General features: G+C 37.2%; 27 protein-coding genes. 5 read left to right on the forward strand and 22 right to left on the reverse strand.

Annotated elements, in window-relative coordinates:
• Window positions 1-3: 3 nt before the first annotated feature.
• Window positions 4-216 carry a helix-turn-helix domain-containing protein gene (locus K5Q13_RS06645; protein WP_220740928.1) on the reverse strand — a complete coding sequence of 71 codons (213 nt, stop codon included), beginning with the start codon at window positions 214-216 and terminating at the stop codon, window positions 4-6.
• A gap of 157 nt (window positions 217-373) precedes the next feature.
• Here K5Q13_RS06645 and K5Q13_RS06650 point away from each other — a divergent pair, with 157 nt between their 5' ends.
• Both K5Q13_RS06650 and K5Q13_RS06655 read left to right on the forward strand, forming a co-directional pair.
• Window positions 374-763, forward strand: a complete 390-nt coding sequence (locus K5Q13_RS06650; protein ID WP_220740929.1) for a helix-turn-helix domain-containing protein — start codon at window positions 374-376, stop codon at window positions 761-763.
• Window positions 763-1,191, forward strand: coding sequence for an ImmA/IrrE family metallo-endopeptidase (locus tag K5Q13_RS06655; RefSeq protein ID WP_246574212.1), 429 nt, complete (start codon window positions 763-765; stop codon window positions 1,189-1,191). Before K5Q13_RS06650 ends, K5Q13_RS06655 begins: the two co-directional genes overlap by 1 nt.
• A gap of 38 nt (window positions 1,192-1,229) precedes the next feature.
• Here K5Q13_RS06655 and K5Q13_RS06660 read toward each other — a convergent pair whose 3' ends face one another.
• Entirely contained in the window at window positions 1,230-1,970 is a 741-nt protein-coding gene (locus K5Q13_RS06660; RefSeq protein ID WP_220740930.1) for a nitroreductase family protein, read from the reverse strand.
• 125 nt (window positions 1,971-2,095) lie between these two features.
• Between K5Q13_RS06660 and K5Q13_RS06665 the strand changes: the two genes are divergently transcribed.
• The gene (locus K5Q13_RS06665) at window positions 2,096-2,584 is read left to right on the forward strand and encodes an FUSC family protein (protein WP_220740931.1); all 489 of its coding nucleotides are present in this window, start codon (window positions 2,096-2,098) and stop codon (window positions 2,582-2,584) included.
• A gap of 5 nt (window positions 2,585-2,589) precedes the next feature.
• On the opposite strand, the gene K5Q13_RS06670 is transcribed toward K5Q13_RS06665, so the two are convergent.
• The 16 genes from K5Q13_RS06670 to K5Q13_RS06745 all read right to left on the reverse strand — a co-directional run bounded on the left by K5Q13_RS06670 (window position 2,590) and on the right by K5Q13_RS06745 (window position 16,255).
• Window positions 2,590-3,408 (reverse strand): HAD-IIB family hydrolase, encoded by an 819-nt coding sequence (locus K5Q13_RS06670; protein ID WP_220740932.1) that lies wholly within the window; start codon window positions 3,406-3,408, stop codon window positions 2,590-2,592.
• The gene (locus tag K5Q13_RS06675; protein WP_220740933.1) at window positions 3,405-3,827 is read right to left on the reverse strand and encodes a GtrA family protein; all 423 of its coding nucleotides are present in this window, start codon (window positions 3,825-3,827) and stop codon (window positions 3,405-3,407) included. Before K5Q13_RS06675 ends, K5Q13_RS06670 begins: the two co-directional genes overlap by 4 nt.
• A 68-nt stretch (window positions 3,828-3,895) precedes the next feature.
• Window positions 3,896-4,933, reverse strand: coding sequence for a lipid II:glycine glycyltransferase FemX (locus tag K5Q13_RS06680; protein WP_220740934.1), 1,038 nt, complete (start codon window positions 4,931-4,933; stop codon window positions 3,896-3,898).
• Between the two features lie 6 nt (window positions 4,934-4,939).
• On the reverse strand, window positions 4,940-5,590 hold the full coding sequence (locus K5Q13_RS06685) for a redox-sensing transcriptional repressor Rex (protein ID WP_220740935.1): 651 nt from the start codon (window positions 5,588-5,590) through the stop codon (window positions 4,940-4,942).
• Window positions 5,591-5,751: 161 nt separating this feature from the next.
• A complete protein-coding gene (gene tsaD / locus K5Q13_RS06690; protein ID WP_220740936.1) occupies window positions 5,752-6,777 on the reverse strand; it encodes a tRNA (adenosine(37)-N6)-threonylcarbamoyltransferase complex transferase subunit TsaD in 1,026 nt (341 codons plus the stop codon).
• Window positions 6,774-7,226 (reverse strand): ribosomal protein S18-alanine N-acetyltransferase, encoded by a 453-nt coding sequence (rimI, locus tag K5Q13_RS06695; RefSeq protein ID WP_220740937.1) that lies wholly within the window; start codon window positions 7,224-7,226, stop codon window positions 6,774-6,776. Before rimI (K5Q13_RS06695) ends, tsaD begins: the two co-directional genes overlap by 4 nt.
• Window positions 7,201-7,758 (reverse strand): ribosomal protein S18-alanine N-acetyltransferase, encoded by a 558-nt coding sequence (gene rimI, locus K5Q13_RS06700; protein WP_220740938.1) that lies wholly within the window; start codon window positions 7,756-7,758, stop codon window positions 7,201-7,203. The genes rimI (K5Q13_RS06695) and rimI (K5Q13_RS06700) overlap by 26 nt, the downstream gene beginning before the upstream one ends.
• Window positions 7,742-8,452 (reverse strand): tRNA (adenosine(37)-N6)-threonylcarbamoyltransferase complex dimerization subunit type 1 TsaB, encoded by a 711-nt coding sequence (tsaB, locus tag K5Q13_RS06705; protein WP_220740939.1) that lies wholly within the window; start codon window positions 8,450-8,452, stop codon window positions 7,742-7,744. The genes rimI (K5Q13_RS06700) and tsaB overlap by 17 nt, the downstream gene beginning before the upstream one ends.
• A gap of 153 nt (window positions 8,453-8,605) precedes the next feature.
• The gene (locus K5Q13_RS06710) at window positions 8,606-9,634 is read right to left on the reverse strand and encodes an anti sigma factor C-terminal domain-containing protein (protein WP_220740940.1); all 1,029 of its coding nucleotides are present in this window, start codon (window positions 9,632-9,634) and stop codon (window positions 8,606-8,608) included.
• Complete coding sequence (locus K5Q13_RS06715) at window positions 9,631-10,110, reverse strand: RNA polymerase sigma factor (protein WP_220740941.1); 480 nt, start codon at window positions 10,108-10,110, stop codon at window positions 9,631-9,633. The genes K5Q13_RS06710 and K5Q13_RS06715 overlap by 4 nt, the downstream gene beginning before the upstream one ends.
• A 111-nt stretch (window positions 10,111-10,221) precedes the next feature.
• Complete coding sequence (gene ptsP / locus K5Q13_RS06720) at window positions 10,222-11,937, reverse strand: phosphoenolpyruvate--protein phosphotransferase (protein WP_220740942.1); 1,716 nt, start codon at window positions 11,935-11,937, stop codon at window positions 10,222-10,224.
• 2 nt (window positions 11,938-11,939) lie between these two features.
• Window positions 11,940-12,209, reverse strand: a complete 270-nt coding sequence (locus K5Q13_RS06725) for a phosphocarrier protein HPr (RefSeq protein ID WP_220740943.1) — start codon at window positions 12,207-12,209, stop codon at window positions 11,940-11,942.
• A 213-nt stretch (window positions 12,210-12,422) separates the two neighbouring features.
• Window positions 12,423-13,430: an L-threonylcarbamoyladenylate synthase gene (locus K5Q13_RS06730; protein ID WP_220740944.1), complete on the reverse strand. Its 1,008-nt coding sequence runs from the start codon at window positions 13,428-13,430 to the stop codon at window positions 12,423-12,425.
• Between the two features lie 42 nt (window positions 13,431-13,472).
• Window positions 13,473-14,471 (reverse strand): peptide chain release factor N(5)-glutamine methyltransferase, encoded by a 999-nt coding sequence (gene prmC / locus K5Q13_RS06735; protein ID WP_220740945.1) that lies wholly within the window; start codon window positions 14,469-14,471, stop codon window positions 13,473-13,475.
• A 2-nt stretch (window positions 14,472-14,473) separates the two neighbouring features.
• Window positions 14,474-15,547 (reverse strand): peptide chain release factor 1, encoded by a 1,074-nt coding sequence (prfA, locus tag K5Q13_RS06740; RefSeq protein WP_220740946.1) that lies wholly within the window; start codon window positions 15,545-15,547, stop codon window positions 14,474-14,476.
• A gap of 105 nt (window positions 15,548-15,652) precedes the next feature.
• The gene (locus K5Q13_RS06745; protein WP_220740947.1) at window positions 15,653-16,255 is read right to left on the reverse strand and encodes a thymidine kinase; all 603 of its coding nucleotides are present in this window, start codon (window positions 16,253-16,255) and stop codon (window positions 15,653-15,655) included.
• Window positions 16,256-16,605: 350 nt separating this feature from the next.
• On the opposite strand from K5Q13_RS06745, the gene K5Q13_RS06750 reads away from it, so the two are divergent.
• Window positions 16,606-17,964: a Mur ligase family protein gene (locus K5Q13_RS06750; RefSeq protein WP_220740948.1), complete on the forward strand. Its 1,359-nt coding sequence runs from the start codon at window positions 16,606-16,608 to the stop codon at window positions 17,962-17,964.
• Window positions 17,964-18,695 (forward strand): type 1 glutamine amidotransferase, encoded by a 732-nt coding sequence (locus K5Q13_RS06755; protein WP_220740949.1) that lies wholly within the window; start codon window positions 17,964-17,966, stop codon window positions 18,693-18,695. The genes K5Q13_RS06750 and K5Q13_RS06755 overlap by 1 nt, the downstream gene beginning before the upstream one ends.
• Window positions 18,696-18,745: 50 nt before the next feature.
• On the opposite strand, the gene K5Q13_RS06760 is transcribed toward K5Q13_RS06755, so the two are convergent.
• The 4 genes from K5Q13_RS06760 to K5Q13_RS06775 all read right to left on the reverse strand — a co-directional run bounded on the left by K5Q13_RS06760 (window position 18,746) and on the right by K5Q13_RS06775 (window position 23,363).
• Window positions 18,746-18,925, reverse strand: a complete 180-nt coding sequence (locus K5Q13_RS06760) for a hypothetical protein (protein WP_220741080.1) — start codon at window positions 18,923-18,925, stop codon at window positions 18,746-18,748.
• A 78-nt stretch (window positions 18,926-19,003) separates the two neighbouring features.
• The gene (gene kimA, locus K5Q13_RS06765; RefSeq protein ID WP_220740950.1) at window positions 19,004-20,848 is read right to left on the reverse strand and encodes a potassium transporter KimA; all 1,845 of its coding nucleotides are present in this window, start codon (window positions 20,846-20,848) and stop codon (window positions 19,004-19,006) included.
• Window positions 20,849-21,022: 174 nt separating this feature from the next.
• Complete coding sequence (locus K5Q13_RS06770; RefSeq protein ID WP_220740951.1) at window positions 21,023-21,736, reverse strand: gamma-glutamyl-gamma-aminobutyrate hydrolase family protein; 714 nt, start codon at window positions 21,734-21,736, stop codon at window positions 21,023-21,025.
• 25 nt (window positions 21,737-21,761) lie between these two features.
• The gene (locus K5Q13_RS06775) at window positions 21,762-23,363 is read right to left on the reverse strand and encodes a peptide ABC transporter substrate-binding protein (RefSeq protein WP_220740952.1); all 1,602 of its coding nucleotides are present in this window, start codon (window positions 23,361-23,363) and stop codon (window positions 21,762-21,764) included.
• Between the last annotated feature and the right edge of the window lie 24 nt (window positions 23,364-23,387).

Raw genomic sequence — 23,387 nt, forward strand, 5'->3', positions numbered from 1 at the left:
CGCTTATGCAAAAAAAATATCTACTATTTCTACTCTTAGGCCATCAGCTATTTTCTTTGCCGTTGGTGGTGACGGAAATTTTTTACCGTTTAAGTACTCGATCATCAATGAGTAATTAACCTTAATGCGCCTGGAAAAACCTGCAACACTTTCACCCCCCATTGCAATTTTTTCCTTTATATTATCCGGATTACGAAATTTTAACGTCAACGCCATATCTATGTATCTTCCTTTTATATTATTATGTTGTTATTATACATTTAACGTATCACATCGTCAAACACTTTTCGCCATATTTGTTTTACATTTGTTATATGTGTGTTTTATATTTGTATATAGTAAAACATATATTACAACGGAGAACTTTGATACGATGACTACTAAAGAACAATTTGGTTCACAAATTAAAAAAAATCGAGAAAAAAAGCATTTTACAGTGCGACAAACGGCTTTACAAGGTGGTTTTTCTTCAGCTTATTTATCTCAAATCGAAAATGGCAATAAAAATATTCCAAAGGTTGAAACATTATATAAAATAGCTAAGGGGTTACGACTTTCTAAAAATGATATCTTAGCGCTTGCAGGAATAACAGAGCCTGAAAAAAAACCGCTAAAGGATAAAATAGATCTTGGTGAACAGCTAGAAAATAGTGAGTTACTACTTTCATTTGAAGGTAAAGAACTCTCACCTGAATATCGTCATGCTATTCTTTCTATTTTAAAAACGTTACCAGATGCTGACAGTACGTCTTCTAAAAACTAATGCCTATGTGTGCTCATACAACCGTTTTGGATTATCTCGAAGAAATTATACAAATCAATCACATCACATTAATTCACGTATCGGGAACTATATATGACCCTGATGTTGTTAATTCTCAAAAAAGAGTGATCATTATTAATCGTAGCTTTCAAACCAGCTTTAGTTATTACTTTCGAATTGCCCATGAAATTTCGCATTTGTTATCAGATAGGCAACATGACACTTACAATTTTAGTCAATTATCCAAATCAACTGCTGAAAGACAGGCAAACTTACAAGGTATTAAAATTTTAGCTGATTATTATTTCACCGATGAACAATCGCAAAAGGCGTGTTGGGAACGAAGATTCGCATTTATTGAAACATTCAAACTCGGACCACTGACACATCTAGTTGAAAAAGTCTTAAATCCAATAAAAAAGCAGTAGAATTTTCCTCTAATTGAGTCATAAATTCTACTGCTTTTTTATTTTAAGCTAAAACCTTTTTGTTTAGGATACTCACCCAGTTTAGTATAATCTTGTTTACGTGTAAACATTTTAATGTTGTTACCTATCCATGAGCTTTCTATGCCTCGCTTTGCATAGTATTTAACCATGGTCTTATCATATACCTTAACCGCATCTACCATTTGCTGTTGTTTATAGTGATCTGTCATCAGTACACCATTAATTGGTAACTTTGGTTTAATACCTGGGTTATCGGCTGGATAACCAATGGAAAATCCCATGACCGCTTTAACTAGTTTTGGTAATTGGAGCTTTTCTTCATAAAGTTCAAATGCTCTCAAAGCACCAGCCATCGTGACACTACCTAGCCCAAGCGACTCTGCAGCAACTTGTGCCCGTCCCAAGGAAACACCAGCGGAAACGATACCCCCTTCAAGCATTGCATAACTAGCGAGCTTTTCTTCAGCAATTTCACGTAGTTCCGGCGACAATCCAATTAAATCTTTATTAAAATCAACCGTCACAACAAAATAACGCATCGCAGTTTCAATGTATGACATGCCAACTTGCGCTGTTATTTCAGCCTTTAAAGCTTGATCAGTAATTTCAATGAACGTTACTGGTTGATAATTATTGATATTAGGACCAGCAACAGCAGCGGTCAAAATTGTCTCAACCATCTCATCTGTCACTTCCTGATCTGTGAACGCACGAATAGACTTATGATCATTTAGTAATTTTAATGTTGAATTTTGCATGATTTCATTTGTATCGCATACAATATAAAAGTATATTTATCGACACAATTCCTTTCTATCTATGTGATACATAGATTTTACCATTTTTTTATGATAAAATAATAAGAATATTAATGGAGGCTTTTATGCAGTTCGGTCGATTTCGTGTAGGCTTGCGCACTTTAAAAACAGCAATGTCAGTGATGATTATTATCACAGTTTTTTACTTCTTTCAACGTCCACCCTTTGTTGCAGCCTTGGCGTCAGTCTTTGCACTACGAGAAAGTTGGGATAAAACAATTAGCTTTGCAAAAATCCGACTCGTATCAAACACAGTTGGTGGCCTCCTAGCGCTACTGTATTTTTTGGTACATATGCATACCCACGGTGCAACCTGGGTATCCATGATATTTTTACCTTTTCTTGTTGTTGTTGCTATCGTATTCTTGGACGGCTTTAACTTCAACGGTGGTGTCATCGGTGGACTCGCAGCGTTACTGATGATTTCACTCAATATTCCTGCAGGTGCAACGGTACTTTATGTTATCGACAGAATCATTGATACTTTCATTGGTGTTCTTGTATCGATCGGGGTTAACCGATTTGCATCACCCAAGCCTAAATCCAAAAGTTAAAAATTTCAAATACCTAAATATGTTTCAATTGTCTGCAACACACCATCATTTACATTTGTGTTGAGGGCTTTTTTTTGTATCGCTTCGAGCATGAAATTATCTGCATTTGGCATCACATAACCATAATCATACTTTTTTAACATTTCTAAATCGTTGTCATTGTCTCCAAATGTCATGACTTCACTGTCCAAAACATTATAATAGTCCTGAAGAACTTGTAGACCTGCTGCCTTATCAACACCTTTCCCTAGGACATCAACTGACCCAAATCCAGATCCTGTCGCATGTAATTCATCACCAAATATCTCTCTCAATTCTGAAACATGCTGCTGTACTTCATTATTTGGCCACACAAAAGTTATCTCCAAAATATGATCATCGACTGCCATAAGCTTTTCAACTTGTTTAACATTAGGATAAAATTGAAATACCATTTTTGCGACAGGACCAGTAGCGTGATTGGACACATATGTCGCATTATCGCCAGTCATGATAATAATATTTTCAGCAGACTCTGGATTCCTTGCATTCCAATCAATCACCTTATGTAATTGTTCTGGTGATAGGTGCACCGAATAGAGTTGCTCCTGATGTGTTGCAACCATTGCGCCATTTGACCCAACGTAATCAATTTCATAACCTTTTGAGGTCGTTGGTGCAAAAAGATCCTGCAAATTTTTTACTTGTCTACCTGAAGCAGCAATAAATCGAATATCACGTGTCTTTAAATTGTCTAAAATACGCTCAAAACGCCTCTGACTATACATATCATTTGCTGTCAGAAATGTACCATCCATGTCAGATGCAATCATTTTAATTGTCATACGTTGTTGTCCTTCTTAAAAATAATTAACTTACTCAATACAAAATTAGAAACGATTACAAATATATTTTGTATAACATTCCAAATGTTCGCATCTTGTTTTAATAAATCAACACCAAAATTCAAGATGAAATAGCCAATAATGCCTGTCAAAATACGTGCCAAATAAAATTGCCAAATTTCTTTAGTAATATCAGCGAACGTCGTATTTTTGGAATGAAACACCCAAACACGGTTGGTTAAGTAAGCAAAAAATACCGCCCAAAACCATGCAACAATGTAAGCAATATTATGATCTGTATGTAACAGATTATAAAAAACGAAGAAAACAAGAATATTAACAATTGTCGTTAATACACCAAATACGGCATACAACAAAACTGACTGGTATTTAATACAAAAATTTTTAAAATGCAACATAATCACTCCAATATAATTCATTAATTATATCATAATGAGCCAAAAAAAGCCGCCAACTGGCGACTTACTTAATTAAATTGCTTAATATATTCTTGGTAACCAGCATCATCAACTACCCAATCTAACTCGCCGATATACTCAGCATGTGGGTCATGATAGGCAAAACCATGTTTAAATTTATAAAGTCCATCTTCTGGTACAAAATCACCAACACCACCAAAATCATATTCAACTTTACCTAGAGACAAGCCCCATTTTAGCATTTCCCATTGTACTGCATAAGGTCCATAATGCTTTGCGTACTGGCGATCTGATCCGGCATACATATACCAGATTTCATCACCATAACTAAACCCAATGCCACTGGCAATCACACGGCCTTCAAAATGTGCAAGAAATACTTTAAATAAGCCTGTTCCTTGCCACAACTCTTGCATACGTAAAAAATAGCTTAAAGGTCGATGTGTAATGTTTTGTGCCGCAGCCATCATCACATATGTATCAAAAAATGATTCAATATCTTCTTGCGTATCACCACTCGTTACCACAACGCCATCTTTTGCTGCACGACGAATTTGATTACGATAATCACGTTTAAAGTGTGTCATTAATTCAGTTTCACTAGTTATCGGTGCTGCACCATCACCACGGCCATCATAATATAATACAACATTTTTTCTGGGTTGAATATTACCATGCATGTTTTCAATGGCTCGATTACGTGTTATAAATCCGGCTTTTTGGTAGGCATCGTTTAATGTGTCACTATACGCCACTTCAGGATCTAAACGAATTAAAAATACATTATCTGGCAATGCCTGAAGCGCCTCTTGAATCATTAATTTAATCATGCCAATATTTTCGACATCCCCAATTGGTCCCCTACCGGCATAACCTAACAATTTACCCGCAACAGCTTCAACAGTTAACACCGTTAATACTGCATCAATCTCACCATCTGTTTCATGATACACATATACATGGCCCCAATTAGATTTCAATTCACCCCACAAAGGGTCTTGTGTCACTTGCCCACGCGGATCTTCCCGTACAAATTTTTGATAGGCAATCACTTTTTTTGTATCATCTAAATTTAAAATAGCCATGCTTTTTTATAATCCTGTTGTAATTGATCCATAATTATCAATGAAATAAACGAGCGTTTGTAATTCATTTGTCAAATCAACGTTTTGTACACGAACACCTGTTGGCACAGTCACCCGCAATGGTGTAAAGTTTAAAATTCCCTTCACACCAGAATCTACCAGTTGGTCGGTGATATCTTGTGCGACGTCTTGTGGCACCGTTAAAATAGCAATATTAATACGTTGCGCCGTGATTTGTTCTTTTAAATCGCTCATCGCATAAATTGGTACACCGGCTAAAATAGTACCCGCACGTGATTTATCCACATCAAATGCTGCTGAAATACGCATATTTGATGATTGATGGAAGTTAAAGTTCATCAAGGCTTGACCTAAATTACCTGCGCCAATTAAAGCCACATTAATGAGACTATCTTGATCTAACACATTAGCAAAGAAGTCGAGAAGTGCCTTAACATCATAACCATAACCACGCTTACCAAGTGCACCAAAATAAGAAAAGTCACGACGAATTGTAGCTGCGTCAAACTTGATGGCATCACTTAGCTCGGCAGATGAAATACGATCTGTCCCTGCATCATGCAAAAATGTGAGATAACGATAATAAATGGGTAATCTTTTTGCTGTTGCCCGTGGAATTTTTGGTTGTTGTGTCATAAGTTTCTCCAGTTTATCATGATAGCACGTTGTTTAGTTAAAACTAACCTACCGTACCCATATATCAAAATCTATATATCAGTTCACTTTGTGAACTTTTGCATAACTATTATATCACAAAAATAGGTATTTCACCAAAAGATAGTGAGGTATTCACAAACTTAATTCTGCTCTAGCAAATCAAAATCTAATCCTGGTGCTGTGTTAAGATCCAGCCCAGCAAAGTGTCCTTGCTTATAATTCCAATACCCTGCTGCACCAATCATCGCAGCGTTATCTCCCGTATATTGTCGCGGTACAGGAATAAATTTAATCGCTGCAAAAGCGTCTTTTTCCAATAACTCTGCTAACGTCTGACGTAACTGTGAATTTGCTGCGACACCTCCAGCTACCACAAAACTTTTAACTGGAAAATCTGATAACGCACGTTGCGTTCTGCCAACTAAGGCGTCCACTACCGCATTTTGAAAGCTCGTAGCTAAATTATTATGATCTATTGTTTCCCCTTTTTGTTCGGCATGGTGGACATAATTAATCACCGCACTTTTTAATCCTGAAAAGCTAAAATCATAGTTATCTTCATGTGCCATCGCTGTTGGGAATTTAATTGTTGCCTGGCCTTTGTGTGCCATTTCATCAATTGTTTTTCCTGCTGGATAAGGGAGTTTAAGTAATCGACCAACTTTATCGAAGCTTTCTCCTGCAGCATCATCGCGTGTTTCCCCGAGAACTACAAAAGAATTTTCCGTTTTCATCAAAACAAGCTCAGTATGCCCACCAGATACCATTAAGGCAAGCGCAGGATATATAATTGGTTCATTAAAGTTAGCTGCAGCAATATGTCCTGCCAAATGGTTTACTGGTATAATTGGCAGATTATGTGCTAAAGCAAAAGTTTTTGCGCCCATCAAACCAACTAGTAGCGAACCAACCAAACCCGGTCCATAAGTGACCGCAACTGCATCCAATTCTGATGGCTTCACGTTCGCCTGTTGCAGCGCGTCATCTAAAACACGTGTGATCCATTCAATATGGTGACGACTTGCGACTTCTGGAACAATACCCCCAAAACGTTGATGTGAATTAATTTGTGTGGCAACGGCATTGCTTAATATTATATGCCCGTCTTCAACAATAGCAACACTTGTTTCATCGGCACTTGATTCAAAAGATATGATTTTAGTCATAACATCATTGTGTTGACATCATCAGATTTAATTTCTGTCAACATTTTCCTCTCCATCATAATAGCAGCATGGCCGTTTTTATAATACTTTTCACGACGATAATATGCGCTAAATCCTAATTTTTCATATAAATAGATAGCAGCTAAATTGTTCTCATCTACTTCTAACAAAAAACGTTCCACGTTTGGTAATGTGATGATTTTTGTTAAAAGTGATTCAGCAATACCTTGATGTTGCATATCAGGATGAACCGCAACACTACCAATTTCAACTTCATCTAGTATTTGCGTGATGCCTACAAAGCCACCTTCAGTTATAAAATATTGACTTCTTGGACTCACAAGTTCGTGTTCAAACATTGATTGTGGCCAGGGAGAAGGTGCAAAGGCAGCCTCAGCAATATTAAATATTTGCTCACTATCTTCAATTGTTGCTAATCTTATTATCAATTTTTTTTACCATTGAAACTGCATCTTCGTGATCGCCCATATAATATCCCGGTTTAATGCCGCTTTTTTGAAAACCTAACCTCTGATATAAAGTAATTGCCCTATGATTGGAAGCGCGTGCCTCTAAACTCATTGTGACAATACCCACATGTTGTGAGAAGTCAGCCATTTCATTGATCATAATTGTACCTAGACCAGCGTTTTGCCAGATTGGTACAACGGCAATATTGGTGATATGCATGTCTTTTTTATCACGTTGATAAGCGCCACCTGCAAAGCCAATAACTTGACTGTGGCGCTCTACCACTAAGTATAAACGAACTTGAGTTCTTGACAATTCGCTTAAAAAATCGCGCAATAGCCAAGGCGCGGAACCAGCATACACTGCTTCTTCTATACGTACTAAGCTATCAATATCTTCAACCGTCGCATAACGTAATATGAAAGAATAGCCTTTTGAATCGACTACTTTTTCTTGAAATTTTGGTAATGTCGCTGGCAATTTATTAGATTTGTTAAATTTCAAAAACATAATTTTCAGGGTTATCCTCACCTGGATGTGCTGCAATCCAGTTCAACTCTGCTTGCGTTTTGCGCAAATACTTTGGATTAAAATGATCATGGTTTATAACAGGTGATGCCTCATTACCCAAAGACACAATACCTTGACCATCCGGCAAGCTTTCGCTCGGACTTAATATACGAGCACGAGAACCAAATGTTTCATTAATAGCTGTAGAAAAAATATCAGTATCACCCAAAAAAGTGATAGGTTCATTTTGCGTTTTTAGCCAAGCAAACAAGTTTGCAATTGGCTGATGTGCATCTGCAAAAACATTTTGCCCATTTAAGTAAACGCCAGCAAAAACATTATCATTACGCGCATTAAATAACGGCACAACCAACCCTACATGATTAACCTGTTGCGCTAAAATAGCTAGACTAGAAATACCCACTAATTCCGTAGATAAAGTGCTAGCCAATACCTTAGCCACCGTGACACCAATTCTCAAACCAGTAAATGATCCTGGACCTTGTGCTACGATAATACGATCAATGTCACCCAATTGCCAATTTTGTGCAGCTATTGTATTTTGAATGGCTGGTAGCAACTGAATTGAATGGTTCCGTGCCTCGTTAGTTGAAAAAACACGCAGGACTTTATTATCTTCCGCCAAACTCACTGTCAGTGGTTGGTTACTTGTATCAAATGCTAAAATCTTCATAAGTTTAATTTTAACATAAAAAAGCTACCATACGGCAGCTTTAATTCATCCTCGATGTAATCGTTAAAGACTATGATATTTTCAACATATTTAATTAAACATCATACAACTTAACTAAATTTTGACCATTTTTTATCTCATCCTAATTGGTTGTTATTTAATTGGTTTTTGATAAGGCATAATAGGTGTCGTGACACCTACATTTGTTGCGTAAACATAAGATAAATTGTCTAATTTTGCTAGATTTTCTGTCCGACCTGTCACAATGACCCCAGCAAATTTAGCTGTTTTTAAAGTCGGTGCTAATTGTTTCTGGGCATCCTTTGCAACATCAATATCATTAATAACCCCTTTATTAGTTTCTGATTGTAATGCTTTTTTTAATCCCTGATAACCAACATACTGATTGCTATCAAGCTCATCACTAAACTTATCCACTAGCTCTCCACTCCCATCATCTTTAGCATTCAAACCAATATATGCATCAATACCACTTAATGTATCTAAACGTGGCGTATGTAAACCAAGCCAATAGTAATTAATCATTACATTTTTTGGTATCATTTTTAAAATATCATCATACTTGTACCGCTTATCAAATGTGATTGCAATCTCACCTAATGTATTAGGTAAGTCATTTAAAGTTGATGCCTCATGTGTTGGTTTGATTGGGGTCAGTAATTTTGATTTTTTCTGCTGTTTGTCATACCATTTTGGATAGGCACGGTTAAAAAAAATAGGCTCCTTTTGTTGTGTTTTTCGATTTGTTGCCATAATGTTAACATTTTTTGTGTTTTCGCTCGTATATATATTAGGTGATATGTCATTTCCACCTTCTCTGCCACTTAAATTAAAACTCACACTTTTTTCTGGATAAGCTACATGATAACCATCGACATTTTTTTCACGATCACTTGATAGTGTTGATCTTGTCATAGCCGTTAACGAATAATGCTGAGAAGTTGATATAATGTTAGGTGAATAGATCAAATCTTCAATATTAAACTGTTCAATCTGCTGGTCGGCTTGCTTTTGCATTTGTTTTCCAATTATATTTCTTGTCAGTAGAGTCACACTACCACCAATTAAAACTGTCATCATACCCGAAATCAATGCAGTTTTAATCCACTTCTTACGCTTTTCTTTTTTAATTATTTTTTCAAAATTTTGATTGTCACTCATGTTTGTTCCCTTTCCATTCTATGTTTAAGTTGTTGCCTTGTTCGATATAAATCAACTTTTATTTTAGATTCGCTTACATCATATATTGTAGCAATCTCTCGAATTCGTTTGCGGTCATCATAATATAACAATACCAGTGATTTTTGATAGTCATCTAACTCATCTAATGCTTGCTGCAGCACCGTATGTTTTATCATATCTGGTGCAATGTCAGAATACTGTGTATATTGTGCTAATAAAATATCACGATATCTTTTTTGACGACGATATAAATCATAAAACTTTGACAAAGCCACCCGATATAACCAAGGTCTTAATTTATTAGGTGGTAAAACAAGATCAGTTTGAATGAGTTTAACAAACACATCTTGTACAATATCTTCTGCATCTTGCTTTTGAATTTTTTTATTAATCAAAAAGCCAGTGAGTTCATATGATATGTCAATTAACAGTTGTTCATAGTAATCGATCTTCATTTTTCTCCCCCCTTCTATAGATATAACGAATAACTCACAAAATGGTTACAAATAAAAAATGCAAGTATGACTCGTAGCGAGCGATACTTGCATTTTAAACAAATAACCATTTTATTTCGTTGCTGCTTCAACCAATGCGATAACTTCTTCATTTGTTTCAGCATCCAAAGCCTTTTCAGATAACAGCTTCATGTCAGCTGTACTTAGCTTTTTCATCAATGAACGGGTCTGCAGAACAGATGGTGCGCTCATTGAAAATTCATCTAATCCCATACCCATCAAAATAGGTACAGCAATAGGATCACCGGCCATTTCACCACACATAGCAACAAATTTACCTTCGTTATGAGCAGCGGAAATAACAGTATTAATTAAGCGTAAGATTGATGGATTGTAAGGTTGATAAAGATATGCTACCTTATCATTTCCACGATCTGCAGCCATAGTGTATCCAATTAAATCATTTGTTCCAATTGAGAAAAAGTCAACTTCCTTAGCAAATTTGTCAGCTAATACTGCAGCGGCAGGAATCTCAATCATAATACCTAATTTAATATCACCTATTTTCACGTCTGCTTTTTCAAGCTTAGCACGTTCTTCTAGGTAAATGCTTTTGGCAGCACGGAATTCCGCTAATGTTGCAATCATTGGAAACATAATCCACAAATTGCCATAGGCAGATGCACGTAGTAAGGCACGCAATTGTGTACGGAATATTTCTGTTTGATCTAATGAAATACGAATTGCACGATACCCTAAGAACGGATTTTCTTCTTCAGGTAACTTCCAATAGCTCAGATTTTTATCGCCACCAATATCCATTGTACGAACAGTCACCGGCTTACCAGCCATTTTTTCGACAACAGCTTTGTATGCTTCAAACTGTTCATCTTCTGTTGGTAAGTGATCTGATTCCATATACAAGAATTCAGTACGGTATAATCCTACACCTTCTGAGCCATTCTCCAGTACTGCGTCCATGTCTTTAGGTGAACCAATGTTAGCACCTAACACAAAATTTTTACCATCTGCGCTAACGGACTGTTGATCTTTTAACAAGGCCCATTCAGCACGTTGTGCCAAATAGTCTGCTGCTTTTTGTTGGTAAATTGCCAACGTATCAGCGTCTGGATCAACAATCACATTACCAGTCAAACCATCAACAATCACAGTCACACCAGCAGTTACCTCTCGAGTGGCTGATTCAGTGCCTACAACTGCAGGAATTTCAAGCGTACGCGCCATAATAGAAGCATGTGCTGTTCGTCCGCCCAAGTCTGTCAAAATACCCTTAACAAACTTACGATCAAGTTGTGATGTATCAGAAGGTGTTAAATCCTTAGCTACCAAAACAACTTCATCTGAAATTAACGCAGGATTAGGTAATGCTATGTTCAAAAGATGAGACAAAATACGCTTAGTAACATCACGAATATCTGCTGCACGTTCTTGCATATATGCGTTATCAGTCATCGCTTCAAACATGCCTATATACATGTCCGTTACTTCTTTAACTGCTTGTTCAGCGTTAACTTTGTCATCAGCAATTTTTTGTTTAATTGCACCTGACATTTCTGGATCGGATAAAACCATTAAGTGCGCTTCAAAAACCTGAGCTTCATCAGCACCTAGATTTTTTTCAGCTCTAGATTTAATGATTTCAACATCAGCGCTAGCAGCCTTCAAAGCATCGTCGACACGTACTTGTTCAGCCGTTACATCTGTAATTGTTGTCTTATTAAAAGACAAATCTGGATCAACTAACAAATATGCTTTAGCAATTGCTATACCATTACTTGCCGCGATTCCTTTGAAGTTATTAGACATTTTTATTCTGCAAGTCCTTCTGTTTCCATTGCTTCAGCAATTGCTTTAATTGCAGCTTCTTCATCTTCACCATCTGTCTTGATCGTTACGTCAGCACCTTGACCAACACCCAATGACATTACACCCATGATTGACTTCAAATTAACATCCTTGCCTTGATAAGACAAAGTAACGTCTGAAGTGAACTTTGATGCTGCTTGTACCAACAAAGTTGCTGGACGCGCATGGATACCTGTTTCTGCTATAATATGAAAATCTTTTGATTGTGCCATGATTGATTTCTCCTTTTTAGCTGTTAATCAGCTTCTGATATAAGTTTATCAAAGCGCTTACAAAATATCAAGTGAATTATCGTGTACATCATTGATATATCAAGCACCATCGTCTAGAATGCCTATTTATCAACGTTTTAAATGTAAACGTTTACATATTATTTGAGATTTGTTTTCTGTAAATAAAAAATGAGCGTATCTACACGCTCATTTTCACACGTTAAATTCTTGATTACCCGCTGCTTTCGCTAAACGATTATTAAATGCCTTTCCTATACCAATTGGTGGCATTTTTTCAACATAAATCACGCCAACATGAGGTTCGTCGTCATAAAAACGCAAACCTGCAAACAACTGTTCTGTGGCATTTTCCAACGTTTCACCAAGAGACCATGTTTGATCTAATGGTATCTGCATAATCGAAATTGTCACATCTTGAGCCATCACAACATCGTTTCGTCGCAAAGCTGTTTTCAAATTTAGGACATCTAATCGATCAAACATTATAACTTGTTTGTCTGGCGCGTAATGACGATACTTCATCCCCGGTGCTTTTGGTGTAACATCACTTGCTACCGATTCTGTACTCGTGGCATCAATCACGGACACCTTCAAGACATCTTCAAGTTGCTTCTGTGTTATAGCCCCTGGCCGTAAAATGGTTGGTGTCGCAACAGACATATCAACAACCGTAGATTCAACGCCAATTTGAGTTGGTCCATCATCAACAATTGCTGCAATCTTTCCTTGCATATCATGCCAAACATGTTGAGCAGTTGTTGGTGATGGTTTACCTGAGGTATTGGCACTGGGACCAACAATTGGTACCCCAGCCGCACGGATAATGGTGCGCGTTGCTTCATTATCTGGTAAACGAAAAGCCACTGATTGGAGACCGCCTGTTACAATCATTGATACTTTTCCAGGTTTAATTGGTAGGATAATTGTCAAAGATCCTGGCCAAAATGCTGACATTAATTGGCGTGCGGCATTTGATACAACCACAAATTGGTCTAATTGTTGTTCATCAGCTATAGTCATAATTAAAGGATTGTCAGCTGGCCGCCCTTTAGCAGTAAACACTTTTTTAACAGCCGTTTCGTCAGTTGCATTCGCCCCTAAACCATAAACCGTCTCAGTAGGAAAAGCAACAACTTCACCTGACTTCAGTAACTCACCTGCGTGCTGTACATCTTTATTTGTTAATAATTCCGTTTTCATTATCAAAAGTGTATGCTAATATCTATATTAAAATTAACACATCTATCCTTTCACCACTCGTACCATTCTATCCAGGCCAGCAAAATCTTTTTTTAACGTGACTTCCGCATTTGGGAGCGCACGTTGCATCATGTCAACAATCTGTTGCCCTTGCTTATAACCAATTTCAAAATATGCGCGACCATGATCTGACAAATGTTGATTTAACCCATCTGCAATTTTTTCATAAATCGCTAGTCCAGCATGATCAGCAAATAATGCTGTATGTGGTTCATATTCTAAGACATTGGTATCTATTTCGTTTTCATCCGCCATGGCAATATAAGGCGGGTTACTCACAATTATATCAAATTCGAGATCATCTAAAGCATCAAACACATCGCTTTCAACCAAGTGTAAGTAATTTAAACCAAAACGTTGCGCGTTAAGTTCAGCAACTGCTAGGGCATCTGATGAAATATCTGCCGCAAAGCCTCGTACACGTGGATTTTCTAACATTAAAGTTTGAATAATTGCACCCGATCCAGTGCCAATATCTAATACAGATATTGGCTTGCCAGTTGTTTCTCCAGCATCTTTTAAAACCCATTCAACAAGTTGCTCAGTTTCAGGTCGAGGTATCAAAACACGATCATCAACCATAAACTCACGACCATAAAATGGTGCATGTCCTAATATATACTGTACTGGCTCATTATTCATGAGTTTAGCAAGCCATTGTGGCCAAATAGCTGCTAGATCTGCAGGCATTTGGCGTGTAATATTGGCACGTAAATAAGCATAATTAATATTTAACGCACCACTCAACAAAAAATCTACATTATCTTGCGCATCATCTTTTGGCATACCAATACCAGTCAACTCTGCTATTGCCCACTTACGACCTTCAAGTAATGAAATCTTAACATCGCTTGGTTGAATTGGTTTTTGAATATCATCCCAGTCAAACCATTTTGGTGCCGTCAATTTATCTGACATTATTTTACGTGTCTCTGTGTTTGGCTTAAACTGTTTTGGCGTTTCAAAATTTTTTTTATCCATAATTATGCTTTATTAAGCTCTGCCAATTTAGCTGTTTGATCAGCAATCACTAATGCGTCAACAATCTCACCCAACTCACCATTCATAATACGGTCAAGTTTATTAAGCGTTAGACCAATTCGATGGTCAGTTACACGGTTTTGTGGATAATTATAGGTACGAATACGCTCTGAACGATCTCCCGTACCAACTGCTGATTTACGTTTTTCAGCATAATCTGCTTCATTTTGTTGTGCATAAAAATCATAAACTCGGCTGGCAAGCAATTTACGTGCTTTATCACGGTTTTTAATTTGCGTACGCTCTTCTTGCATTTTAACCATAATACCTGTTGGTTTATGAACCAAACGAACAGCGGTTGAAACTTTATTGACGTTTTGACCACCAGCACCACCAGAACGGAAAAATTCTTCTTCTAAATCAGATTCTGCTAATTCAAAATCAATTTCTTCAAACTCAGGCATCACGCCAACTGTTGCCGTCGATGTATGTACTCTACCTTGTGTTTCTGTTGATGGCACACGTTGCACACGATGCGCACCAGATTCAAATTTTAATTTTGAATAAACATTGTCACCTGTAATCATAATGGCAACTTCTTTATAGCCACCCACTTCAGTAGTTGCCTCATCAATAATACTTAAAGTCCAACGTTGCTTTTCGGCGTATCGTCGATACATATCAAGCAAATCTGCTGCAAACAGTGACGATTCATCACCACCTGCAGCACCACGAATTTCCATAATAATGTTTTTATCATCATTAGGATCTTTTGGTAACATCAAAATTTTAAGTTTGTCTTCTAATTCAGCTCTTTCAGGTCTTAACGTATTTAAATCTTCTTTTGCCAACGGTGCCATCTCTGAATCATCTAGCATTTCTTCCGCCTCAACGATAGCTTGTATAACTTTTTGATAACGCGTATAAACTTCAACAGTTTCACGCATTTCCCCCGCCTCTTTCAATAACGCCATATATTTTTGACCATCACCAGCTACTTCTGGGTCAGCAAGTTGTTCATTTAGCTCATCATACCGATCAACAACTGTTTGTAACGATTGAAATATTGGATCCATTTTTATTCTCCCAGATGTGAATTAGCATCTTTCACTTATCTATTTTTGTATCAAAAGCAAGCAACTATTTGTTGCTTATCATTTAAAAGTGTCTTGTTACATGACCTATTTTACTGGAAACATTGCCCTGATTTTGTCTAAATCCGGATTATACCAATGCTTACGACACGTTGGAATATATGCTTCGTCACCACCAATAAAAACTTGCGCACCTTGACGTTGTGGCTTACCATCAACAATTCTCAGCTGTGTTGTCGCTTTTTTACCACAAAATGAACAAATTGTTTTCATTTCTTCTAACTTATCTGCCAACTCAAGTAATCGCTTTGATCCTGCAAATAAGTTATTAAAAGCATCCTGTTTTAATCCAAATGCCATTACTGGAATATGTAAAGAATCAACCACATAAGCTAATTGGTCTACTTGCTCTGGCGTCAAAAACTGTGCTTCATCAACTAAAACAACAGCTAAATCAGCGTCCTTCATACCTGCAATCAAAGTGAATAGATCATCTTCAGGTTTAACTGCCAAAGCATCACGTGACAATCCTATTCGACTTGCCACAATCCCTATGCCAGCGCGTGTGTCAGTAATTGGCGTCATTAACAAAACTTGACGACCTTGTGATTCATAGTTATGCGCGACCTTTAAAATCTCAATAGATTTGCCTGAACTCATTGCGCCATATTCAAAGAATAATTGTGCCATATTTTTTAAAGTACTCACGCTAAAGAAATTTATCTTACGCTAAACACATTCAATAATATTACTTATGTATGTGCGTGAACACCTGTCCTTCCCATCATTAAATTTCAAAATATACTGTTTCATTGTTCATATCATGGTAGCCAAAATGTTTTTGACATTACTATATACTATTATAGCAATTTTCCATACAACAAAAAACCATGATTATTGCCACAAATATAACAATGCTATTTTTGCGTCAAATTTGTTTACCATATTTAATATGATTGCATTTTGAATTAACTTTTAAGTAAAAATCCCCACCATGTGCCTACTCATGGTAAAATTATACTCATGAAAGTGGGGACATTATGACGCTTAAAAGCACAATCGCACGCGCTACTGCAAAAAGCGCTTATTGGTTTTTACATACCATATTACACCGAGGTGGCACAAGCCTGCCTGGTAAATTGGCAGTATCAATCGATCCGAATATTTTAACAACAATTCAAAAAGATTTTGATCTTGTCATCGTGACTGGTACAAACGGAAAAACACTGACAACTGCACTCATCACACGTGTATTAGAAGCAGGTGGTTATACTGTTATCACCAATCCGTCTGGTTCAAACATGGTGCAAGGTATTACTGGTACACTTGTCACAACAAAAATAAAACCATCACCCAATGGCAAAAAACCAATTGCTGTGTTAGAAGTGGATGAAGCTAATGTGGAAACAATTGCAGCCGCAATTAAGCCAAAAATGTTTGTTTTAACCAACCTTTTCCGTGATCAACTAGATCGTTATGGTGAAATTTATACCACATACGATAAAATTATTGCCGGTATAAACCATGCACCGGAAGCCGTAGTCCTAGCTAATGGTGACTCGCCCATCTTTTTACGTGGTGATTTTCCGAATAAACGTAAATACTTTGGTTTTAATCATATCCAAGCAGCTGACTATCAACCCGAAGTTGCGCCAATTAACACGGATGGTATTTTATCCCCCACTGATGACTCTGTACTAACATATGATTTTATAACTTACGCTAATTTAGGTAAATATTTTAGCGCAACTGATGATTTTGCGCGACCAAAATTACAATATCAAGTGACACATGTCGACACTCTAACACCGCGATACTCGACATTCAATATTGATGGTACACCACTTCGCATTGAAATAGGTGGTCTATATAATATTTACAACGCGCTGACAGCTTTTGCCGTTGGACGTGAATTTAATGTGACACCTGAACAAATTAAGACAGCTTTTGAATCTAACGCCCAAATTTTTGGCCGCCAAGAAGCCATCAAAGTTGAAGACAAAGATGTTACCATTGTTTTGATTAAAAATCCCGTGGGTACAAATTCTGTCATTGATATGATGAAAACGGAAAAAGATGATTTTTCTTTGTTAACCTTGTTGAACGCTAATTATGCCGATGGCATTGATACCAGCTGGATTTGGGATGCTGAATTTGAAAAACTACATGATACTAATATGAAAGCAGTCGCTACCGGTGGTGAACGTTATCAAGATTTGCGTGTCCGTTTGAAGATGGCTGGCTTTCCTGATCAAGCTGTTTATGAAGACCTTAAACAAATCGTAACCGCAATCAAAGCATTCCCAACACGTAAAGTATATATTGCTGCAACTTACACGGCAATGCTGCAACTACGCGAGCAATTGGGCGCAGCCGGTTACATCAAAGGAGGTTTCTAATGACAGATTACAACATTTCCGTAGCACATCTTTATGGTAATTTAATGAATACGTATGGCGATTATGGCAATATCATTGCACTAACCTATTATGCCAAACAAATCGGTGTATCTGTCAACTATCAGCTCGTGTCATTGGGTGATCATTTCGATAATGAAAATTTTGATTTTGTTTTATTTGGTGGTGGTCAGGACTACGAGGAAACAATTGTCGCTAAGGACTTGAAAAACAAAGCTCAACAAATCAAACAATATATTGAAAACGATGGGCCTTTGTTAGCTGTTTGCGGTGGTTTCCAGCTGCTCGGGCATTATATGGTCATGGCTAACGGTCAAAAGGTCGATGGTATCGGTGTGATGGATCACTACACCACGAATATGCACGACCAAAAATTAACGGTATTAAATGATAAAAGGCTTACCGGTAATATTGTCATAAAAAATAATGACACTGATGAAACCTACCATGGTTTTGAAAACCATCAAGGACGTACTTTCCTGGGCGCAGGTGAACGTGCTTTGGGAACTGTTGTTTCAGGTAATGGCAACAATGGTATGGATAAAACCGAAGGTGTTATCTATCGCAATGTTTATGGTTCATATTTTCACGGTCCTATTTTTACTCGAAATGGTAACTTAGCTAAACGTGTTTTAGCTACCGCCCTTTCCCGTAAATATCCAGAAATTGATTGGACTGATAAATTAAATCAGATTGAAACAGAAACATTCTAACCAAAAAGACGACACTGCAATATGCAGTGTCGTCTTTTTGGTTGAATCAATTATATATCTTCTTTTTGCTTCTTCAACTGATCATCACGTTGTGCTTGCTTAACTTTAGTTACTTCACGATGATACCAACGCATGATCATAACTAACCCCACTGTTGAAATCAGCATGGCAATCACTACCCAAATAAAAAATAATATTAATTTCGTTTCCTGTGACATAATGTCCAACATGCATGTATTTATCCAACTACAACATGCATTTACCTTTCATAATTAATCTTGATTCATACCTGATTTAACACTTTTGATTTATTCTGATAAATGATAGTAGTACGTCGACACAGAAATATCTTTACGTGCTGCAAAGGCGGTTCTTAAACGTAGTGAATTTTGATTGTGCAAAATATTTTGCCAGGGTTTTTTAGGTACGAATTGCGGTACTAGCACTGTGACTGAATGATTACGTTTGCCAGCCTGTTTCACAACTGCGTCCACAAAACTAAGTGCCGGTTTCACAATTGATCGATATGAGGAATGAATATCAACGTATCGTACATCTGGGAAATCTACTTTGAATTGATTAGACGTCTCTAATTCTTTTTTAGGATTAACATCAAAACTAACATGCATTGCAACAACGTAATCACCAATTGACAAAGCATAATCTATCGCTTCTGTGGTTACTTTGGTCACATTTGAGACTAAAACAATGACAGTAGCGCCATCATAATGATGCCGTACGGCATGGTCGTTTTTAGCATATGCCAGACGTAATTGACGTGCAATACTTGTATAATGACGTTTAATTTTCAAGAAACCATACATCACAACAGGCATAATAAATAAGTATGGCCACACATGTTCCATGCGCGTAGTAAATAATGTTATTACTAGTACAACTGAAATAAAGGCACCAATAAAGTTGATAATTGCTTTAATAACCCAATTTTTTGGTTTCTTACGCCACCAATGAATAATCATACCAGACTGTGATAAAGTAAATGGCACAAATACACCAACAGCATATAACGGAATTAAAGCATCCGTTGAGCCATGGAAAATCATGAGCAAAACAATTGCTCCAAATGCTAGCGATAGAATACCGTTAGAGTAACCTAATCGATCCCCTTTATCCATGTATAAATGTGGTAAATATTTATCACGTGCCAAGTTCAGCGCAAGCATTGGAAAGGCAGAAAAACCAGTATTAGCAGCTACCGCCAAAATAAGCGCAGTAGCTAATTGAATCACGTAAAATCCAACACCATGACCGCCAAAAGTAATAGCTGCAATCTGTGACAAAACAGTAGAATGTGCATCGGGTATAATACCATACCAATAACTTAGGAACGTAATGCCACCAAAGAATGTAGCCAAAATAATGGCCATTGTTGTCAAAGTTGCAGCCGCGTGTGTTTCTTTGGGCTTTTTAAAATTTGGTACAGCATTCGAAATGGCTTCAACACCTGTTAAGGATGACGACCCACTTGAAAATGCCCGCATAAATAACACAAACGATAAACCAGAAAAACCAGTCCCTACCTTTGCAGCAGCGTGATATGGTAGTTGCCCAGTGGCGGCTTGAAATACACCCCATAAAATCATAATCGCTAAAACAGCGACAAAGAAATATACAGGAAACATCAAAAAATTAGCACTCTCACGTAGACCGCGTAAATTCATCCCTGTCAATAAAATAACAATAATAATTGACAACGGTACGACAAATGGTTGCAACGCTGGTATGGCAGCCGTAATGGCATCTGATGCGGCTGATGCTGAAACAGCGACCGTCAACATATAATCAACTAGCAAGGAGCCCCCTGCAACTAGACCAGCTTTAGCACCCCAATTTTCACTAGCGACAGCATATGCGCCACCACCTGATGGATATGCATGTATAATTTGTCGATAACTGAGGACAATCGCTGCCAACAAAACCAACACAAGTAATGCGATTGGCAATTGCAACCATAAGGCCACTGCTCCAGCAGCTAATAACGCTGATGTAATTGATTCTGTTCCATACGCCACAGATGATAAGGCGTCAGAGGATAGTAATGCCAACGCTTTGGTTTTAGAAAGTGATTGTCCACCTTCATCTAACGTTTTAAGCGGCTTACCAATCAATATTTTTTTAACATATTGAAACATATAATTCTCCAAAGTATTTAGACATATTGATAAAACACAAACGGTTATTGTTTGATGTTAACCATTGTCTTAATACATCTCCAAAAGCATTTTCTATATTACTCATCACATTGTACGCCATTTTAACACGTAAAAAAAGTCGTCAACATGACGACTTAATAACAAATTTATAATCTAAATCTTTTCATGAAATGCGTGAAAAACTTTTTGGGCTTCTGGATCTGTCATGAGTAACATTTCAGGATGCCATTGTACACCATAAATGTGACGCTGATCATCAGAGAATGCTTCAATCACACCATCTGAACTTGTAGCATCTAGGCTTAAACCAGGTGCTAGATCCTTGACTGCCTCATGATGAAAAGAGTTAACCAACGTATGGCGATCAATTACGCCATCAAGCCAATTCGGACGTTGCCAATCTAATCGATGGGTCGGTGTTGACCATTTAGTTGGATATTGGTCATGCTTAACAGACAATGGTTGATACTGACTATTCAAGTCCTGATATAATGTACCACCCAACGCCACATTAATAATCTGTGCACCTCGGCAAATACCAAAAATTGGTTTACCAACACGGACTGCCTCAATCACCAAAGCTAATTCAAATTCATCACGATAACGATCAATTTCACCAAGTTGTGGTATCGGATCTTCACCAAAATAGTCGGGCGAAACATCCTGACCACCTATCAAAATTAAGGCATCAACTGTTGCAATATAAGCTTGGGCTAGTTGAGGTTTTGCAATAGGCAAGATAACGGGTAAATCCCCTTCATCTAAAATACCATCTATATAATTTTTCTGAACATAGTCCACATAATTTGTACCAAATTTTGGATTAGCATGAATTGCATGATTACTAGCAACCCCAATTTTTTTCATAACAAACTCCTTGTTGTGCACTAATCTATTCGGCATACTTATAATTTTGATAACCCACAACTGGATAGTTCAAGTTACGTACACTCTTTTTCAACAAATGAACGTTGGCAGCTTGGTACAGTGGTGTCACACCGTTTAGATCATTATTTAATTTAGCTGCCTGTTTTTCTAGCTTAAAGCGCTGATCGTTCGCTTCGCCTTGTTCACTTATTTTACCAATAAGTGCATCATATTCTTTATTTTGCCACTTTGTAAAGTTAATAGCACCGTCAGAATAGGCCATATCTAAGAAATCGCTAGGATCATTATAATCAGTAGACCAGCTCAATGTTCCTGCTTGGAAATTACGATTGTTAAAGGCACTAATTTCAGCAGTTAAAGGCATACGATTTAAGTTAATCGTTACATCTGGTAGGACACTTTCAATGCGTTGTTTCAAGTAAACACCAAGTGCTTTATAAGCATCTGTGTCAGCCATATTCAACGTTAACGTTAATTTCTTTTGACCAATTTCTTGCTGTGCTTGCGCTAAGTACTGTTGTGCCTTCGCTTTATCAAATGGCAAATTTAGACCATCGTTGAAATCTTTACCACCAATTTTCACTTCGCCACTAGGAACAATTGATTTAGCTGCTGTTGAACCATCTTGTAGTGTTTGCTCCGCCAAAACTTTGCGATCAATTGCGTAACTGATTGCGCGTTTGAAGTTAGTATTGCCAGCGATTTTATCCTTTGAATTCCATGTAATAAATGCAACACGTCCAGTTTGCTTAGATTGAATATCTGCTGCATTTTTTTCTTTTAGTTTTGCTATAATATCACCTGAAATAACAGCCTCGTCTACTTTACCAGACAAGTATTGCTTACTAGCCAGTGTGGAATCTGTTACAACAGTTGCTTTAATCGTCTTATAGTGTACTTTTTTTGCATCAGCATAGTATGGGTTTTTTTCAAACTGCCAAGTTGTAGCAGATTGATTCCATTTTTTTATGCTGTACGCACCATTAGAAACAGTCGTTGCGGCAGTTTGTCCATACTTTTTACCGTAAGACTTCACTTTGTCAGTGTTAATTGGATACAACTGATTTGCTAAAATAAAATTAAAGTATGGTACTGGATGTGACAATGTAATTTTTACAGTTTCTGAATCTGGGGCACTGATACCTAATTGCTTAACATTTGCACCCTTGTTGTGAACTGCATCATAATTTGCAATATCTTTGAAATGGTTAGCACGTGTTGACTTGTAGACAGGATTAACTTGACGCTGTACAGATGAAACGAAATCCTTGGCAGTCACCTTTTTACCATCAGACCACTTTTGATTTTGTTTCAACTTGATTGTATAAACTGTATTATTCTGCGTTGGTTTTACAATATTTTTTGCTACACCAGCTACAATGTCGCCATTTTTACCAGTCGTATATAAACCTTCAAGCGTTTGAACTTCTGCCCAATTTGAACCAACGTCATCAGCAAAATTGGGATCAAGAGTAGTGATCGGGCTTTGAACTGTAATATTCAAAGTGTTACCCACTGACTCCTTTGAATGTCTATTGAAAATAGTATAGCCACCTACCACTACGACAATAGCCAGTATCGCACCCGCTGTTAATTTTTTATTCATCTGTTTCTTCCCTCACTCAAATTC

The organism is Leuconostoc miyukkimchii (assembly GCF_019656055.1).
GTDB lineage: Bacteria > Bacillota > Bacilli > Lactobacillales > Lactobacillaceae > Leuconostoc > Leuconostoc miyukkimchii.

Bases quoted from the DNA above. Each gene is read 5' to 3' on its own strand.
- K5Q13_RS06645 (WP_220740928.1), bottom strand. From the start codon at position 216: ATGGCGTTGACGTTAAAATTTCGTAATCCGGATAATATAAAGGAAAAA.
- K5Q13_RS06650 (WP_220740929.1), top strand. From the start codon at position 374: ATGACTACTAAAGAACAATTTGGTTCACAAATTAAAAAAAATCGAGAA.
- K5Q13_RS06655 (WP_246574212.1), top strand. From the start codon at position 763: ATGCCTATGTGTGCTCATACAACCGTTTTGGATTATCTCGAAGAAATT.
- K5Q13_RS06660 (WP_220740930.1), bottom strand. From the start codon at position 1,970: ATGCAAAATTCAACATTAAAATTACTAAATGATCATAAGTCTATTCGT.
- K5Q13_RS06665 (WP_220740931.1), top strand. From the start codon at position 2,096: ATGCAGTTCGGTCGATTTCGTGTAGGCTTGCGCACTTTAAAAACAGCA.
- K5Q13_RS06670 (WP_220740932.1), bottom strand. From the start codon at position 3,408: ATGACAATTAAAATGATTGCATCTGACATGGATGGTACATTTCTGACA.
- K5Q13_RS06675 (WP_220740933.1), bottom strand. From the start codon at position 3,827: ATGTTGCATTTTAAAAATTTTTGTATTAAATACCAGTCAGTTTTGTTG.
- K5Q13_RS06680 (WP_220740934.1), bottom strand. From the start codon at position 4,933: ATGGCTATTTTAAATTTAGATGATACAAAAAAAGTGATTGCCTATCAA.
- K5Q13_RS06685 (WP_220740935.1), bottom strand. From the start codon at position 5,590: ATGACACAACAACCAAAAATTCCACGGGCAACAGCAAAAAGATTACCC.
- tsaD (WP_220740936.1), bottom strand. From the start codon at position 6,777: ATGACTAAAATCATATCTTTTGAATCAAGTGCCGATGAAACAAGTGTT.
- rimI (WP_220740938.1), bottom strand. From the start codon at position 7,758: ATGTTTTTGAAATTTAACAAATCTAATAAATTGCCAGCGACATTACCA.
- tsaB (WP_220740939.1), bottom strand. From the start codon at position 8,452: ATGAAGATTTTAGCATTTGATACAAGTAACCAACCACTGACAGTGAGT.
- K5Q13_RS06710 (WP_220740940.1), bottom strand. From the start codon at position 9,634: ATGAGTGACAATCAAAATTTTGAAAAAATAATTAAAAAAGAAAAGCGT.
- K5Q13_RS06715 (WP_220740941.1), bottom strand. From the start codon at position 10,110: ATGAAGATCGATTACTATGAACAACTGTTAATTGACATATCATATGAA.
- ptsP (WP_220740942.1), bottom strand. From the start codon at position 11,937: ATGTCTAATAACTTCAAAGGAATCGCGGCAAGTAATGGTATAGCAATT.
- K5Q13_RS06725 (WP_220740943.1), bottom strand. From the start codon at position 12,209: ATGGCACAATCAAAAGATTTTCATATTATAGCAGAAACAGGTATCCAT.
- K5Q13_RS06730 (WP_220740944.1), bottom strand. From the start codon at position 13,430: ATGAAAACGGAATTATTAACAAATAAAGATGTACAGCACGCAGGTGAG.
- prmC (WP_220740945.1), bottom strand. From the start codon at position 14,471: ATGGATAAAAAAAATTTTGAAACGCCAAAACAGTTTAAGCCAAACACA.
- prfA (WP_220740946.1), bottom strand. From the start codon at position 15,547: ATGGATCCAATATTTCAATCGTTACAAACAGTTGTTGATCGGTATGAT.
- K5Q13_RS06745 (WP_220740947.1), bottom strand. From the start codon at position 16,255: ATGGCACAATTATTCTTTGAATATGGCGCAATGAGTTCAGGCAAATCT.
- K5Q13_RS06750 (WP_220740948.1), top strand. From the start codon at position 16,606: ATGACGCTTAAAAGCACAATCGCACGCGCTACTGCAAAAAGCGCTTAT.
- K5Q13_RS06755 (WP_220740949.1), top strand. From the start codon at position 17,964: ATGACAGATTACAACATTTCCGTAGCACATCTTTATGGTAATTTAATG.
- K5Q13_RS06760 (WP_220741080.1), bottom strand. From the start codon at position 18,925: ATGTTGGACATTATGTCACAGGAAACGAAATTAATATTATTTTTTATT.
- kimA (WP_220740950.1), bottom strand. From the start codon at position 20,848: ATGTTTCAATATGTTAAAAAAATATTGATTGGTAAGCCGCTTAAAACG.
- K5Q13_RS06770 (WP_220740951.1), bottom strand. From the start codon at position 21,736: ATGAAAAAAATTGGGGTTGCTAGTAATCATGCAATTCATGCTAATCCA.
- K5Q13_RS06775 (WP_220740952.1), bottom strand. From the start codon at position 23,363: ATGAATAAAAAATTAACAGCGGGTGCGATACTGGCTATTGTCGTAGTG.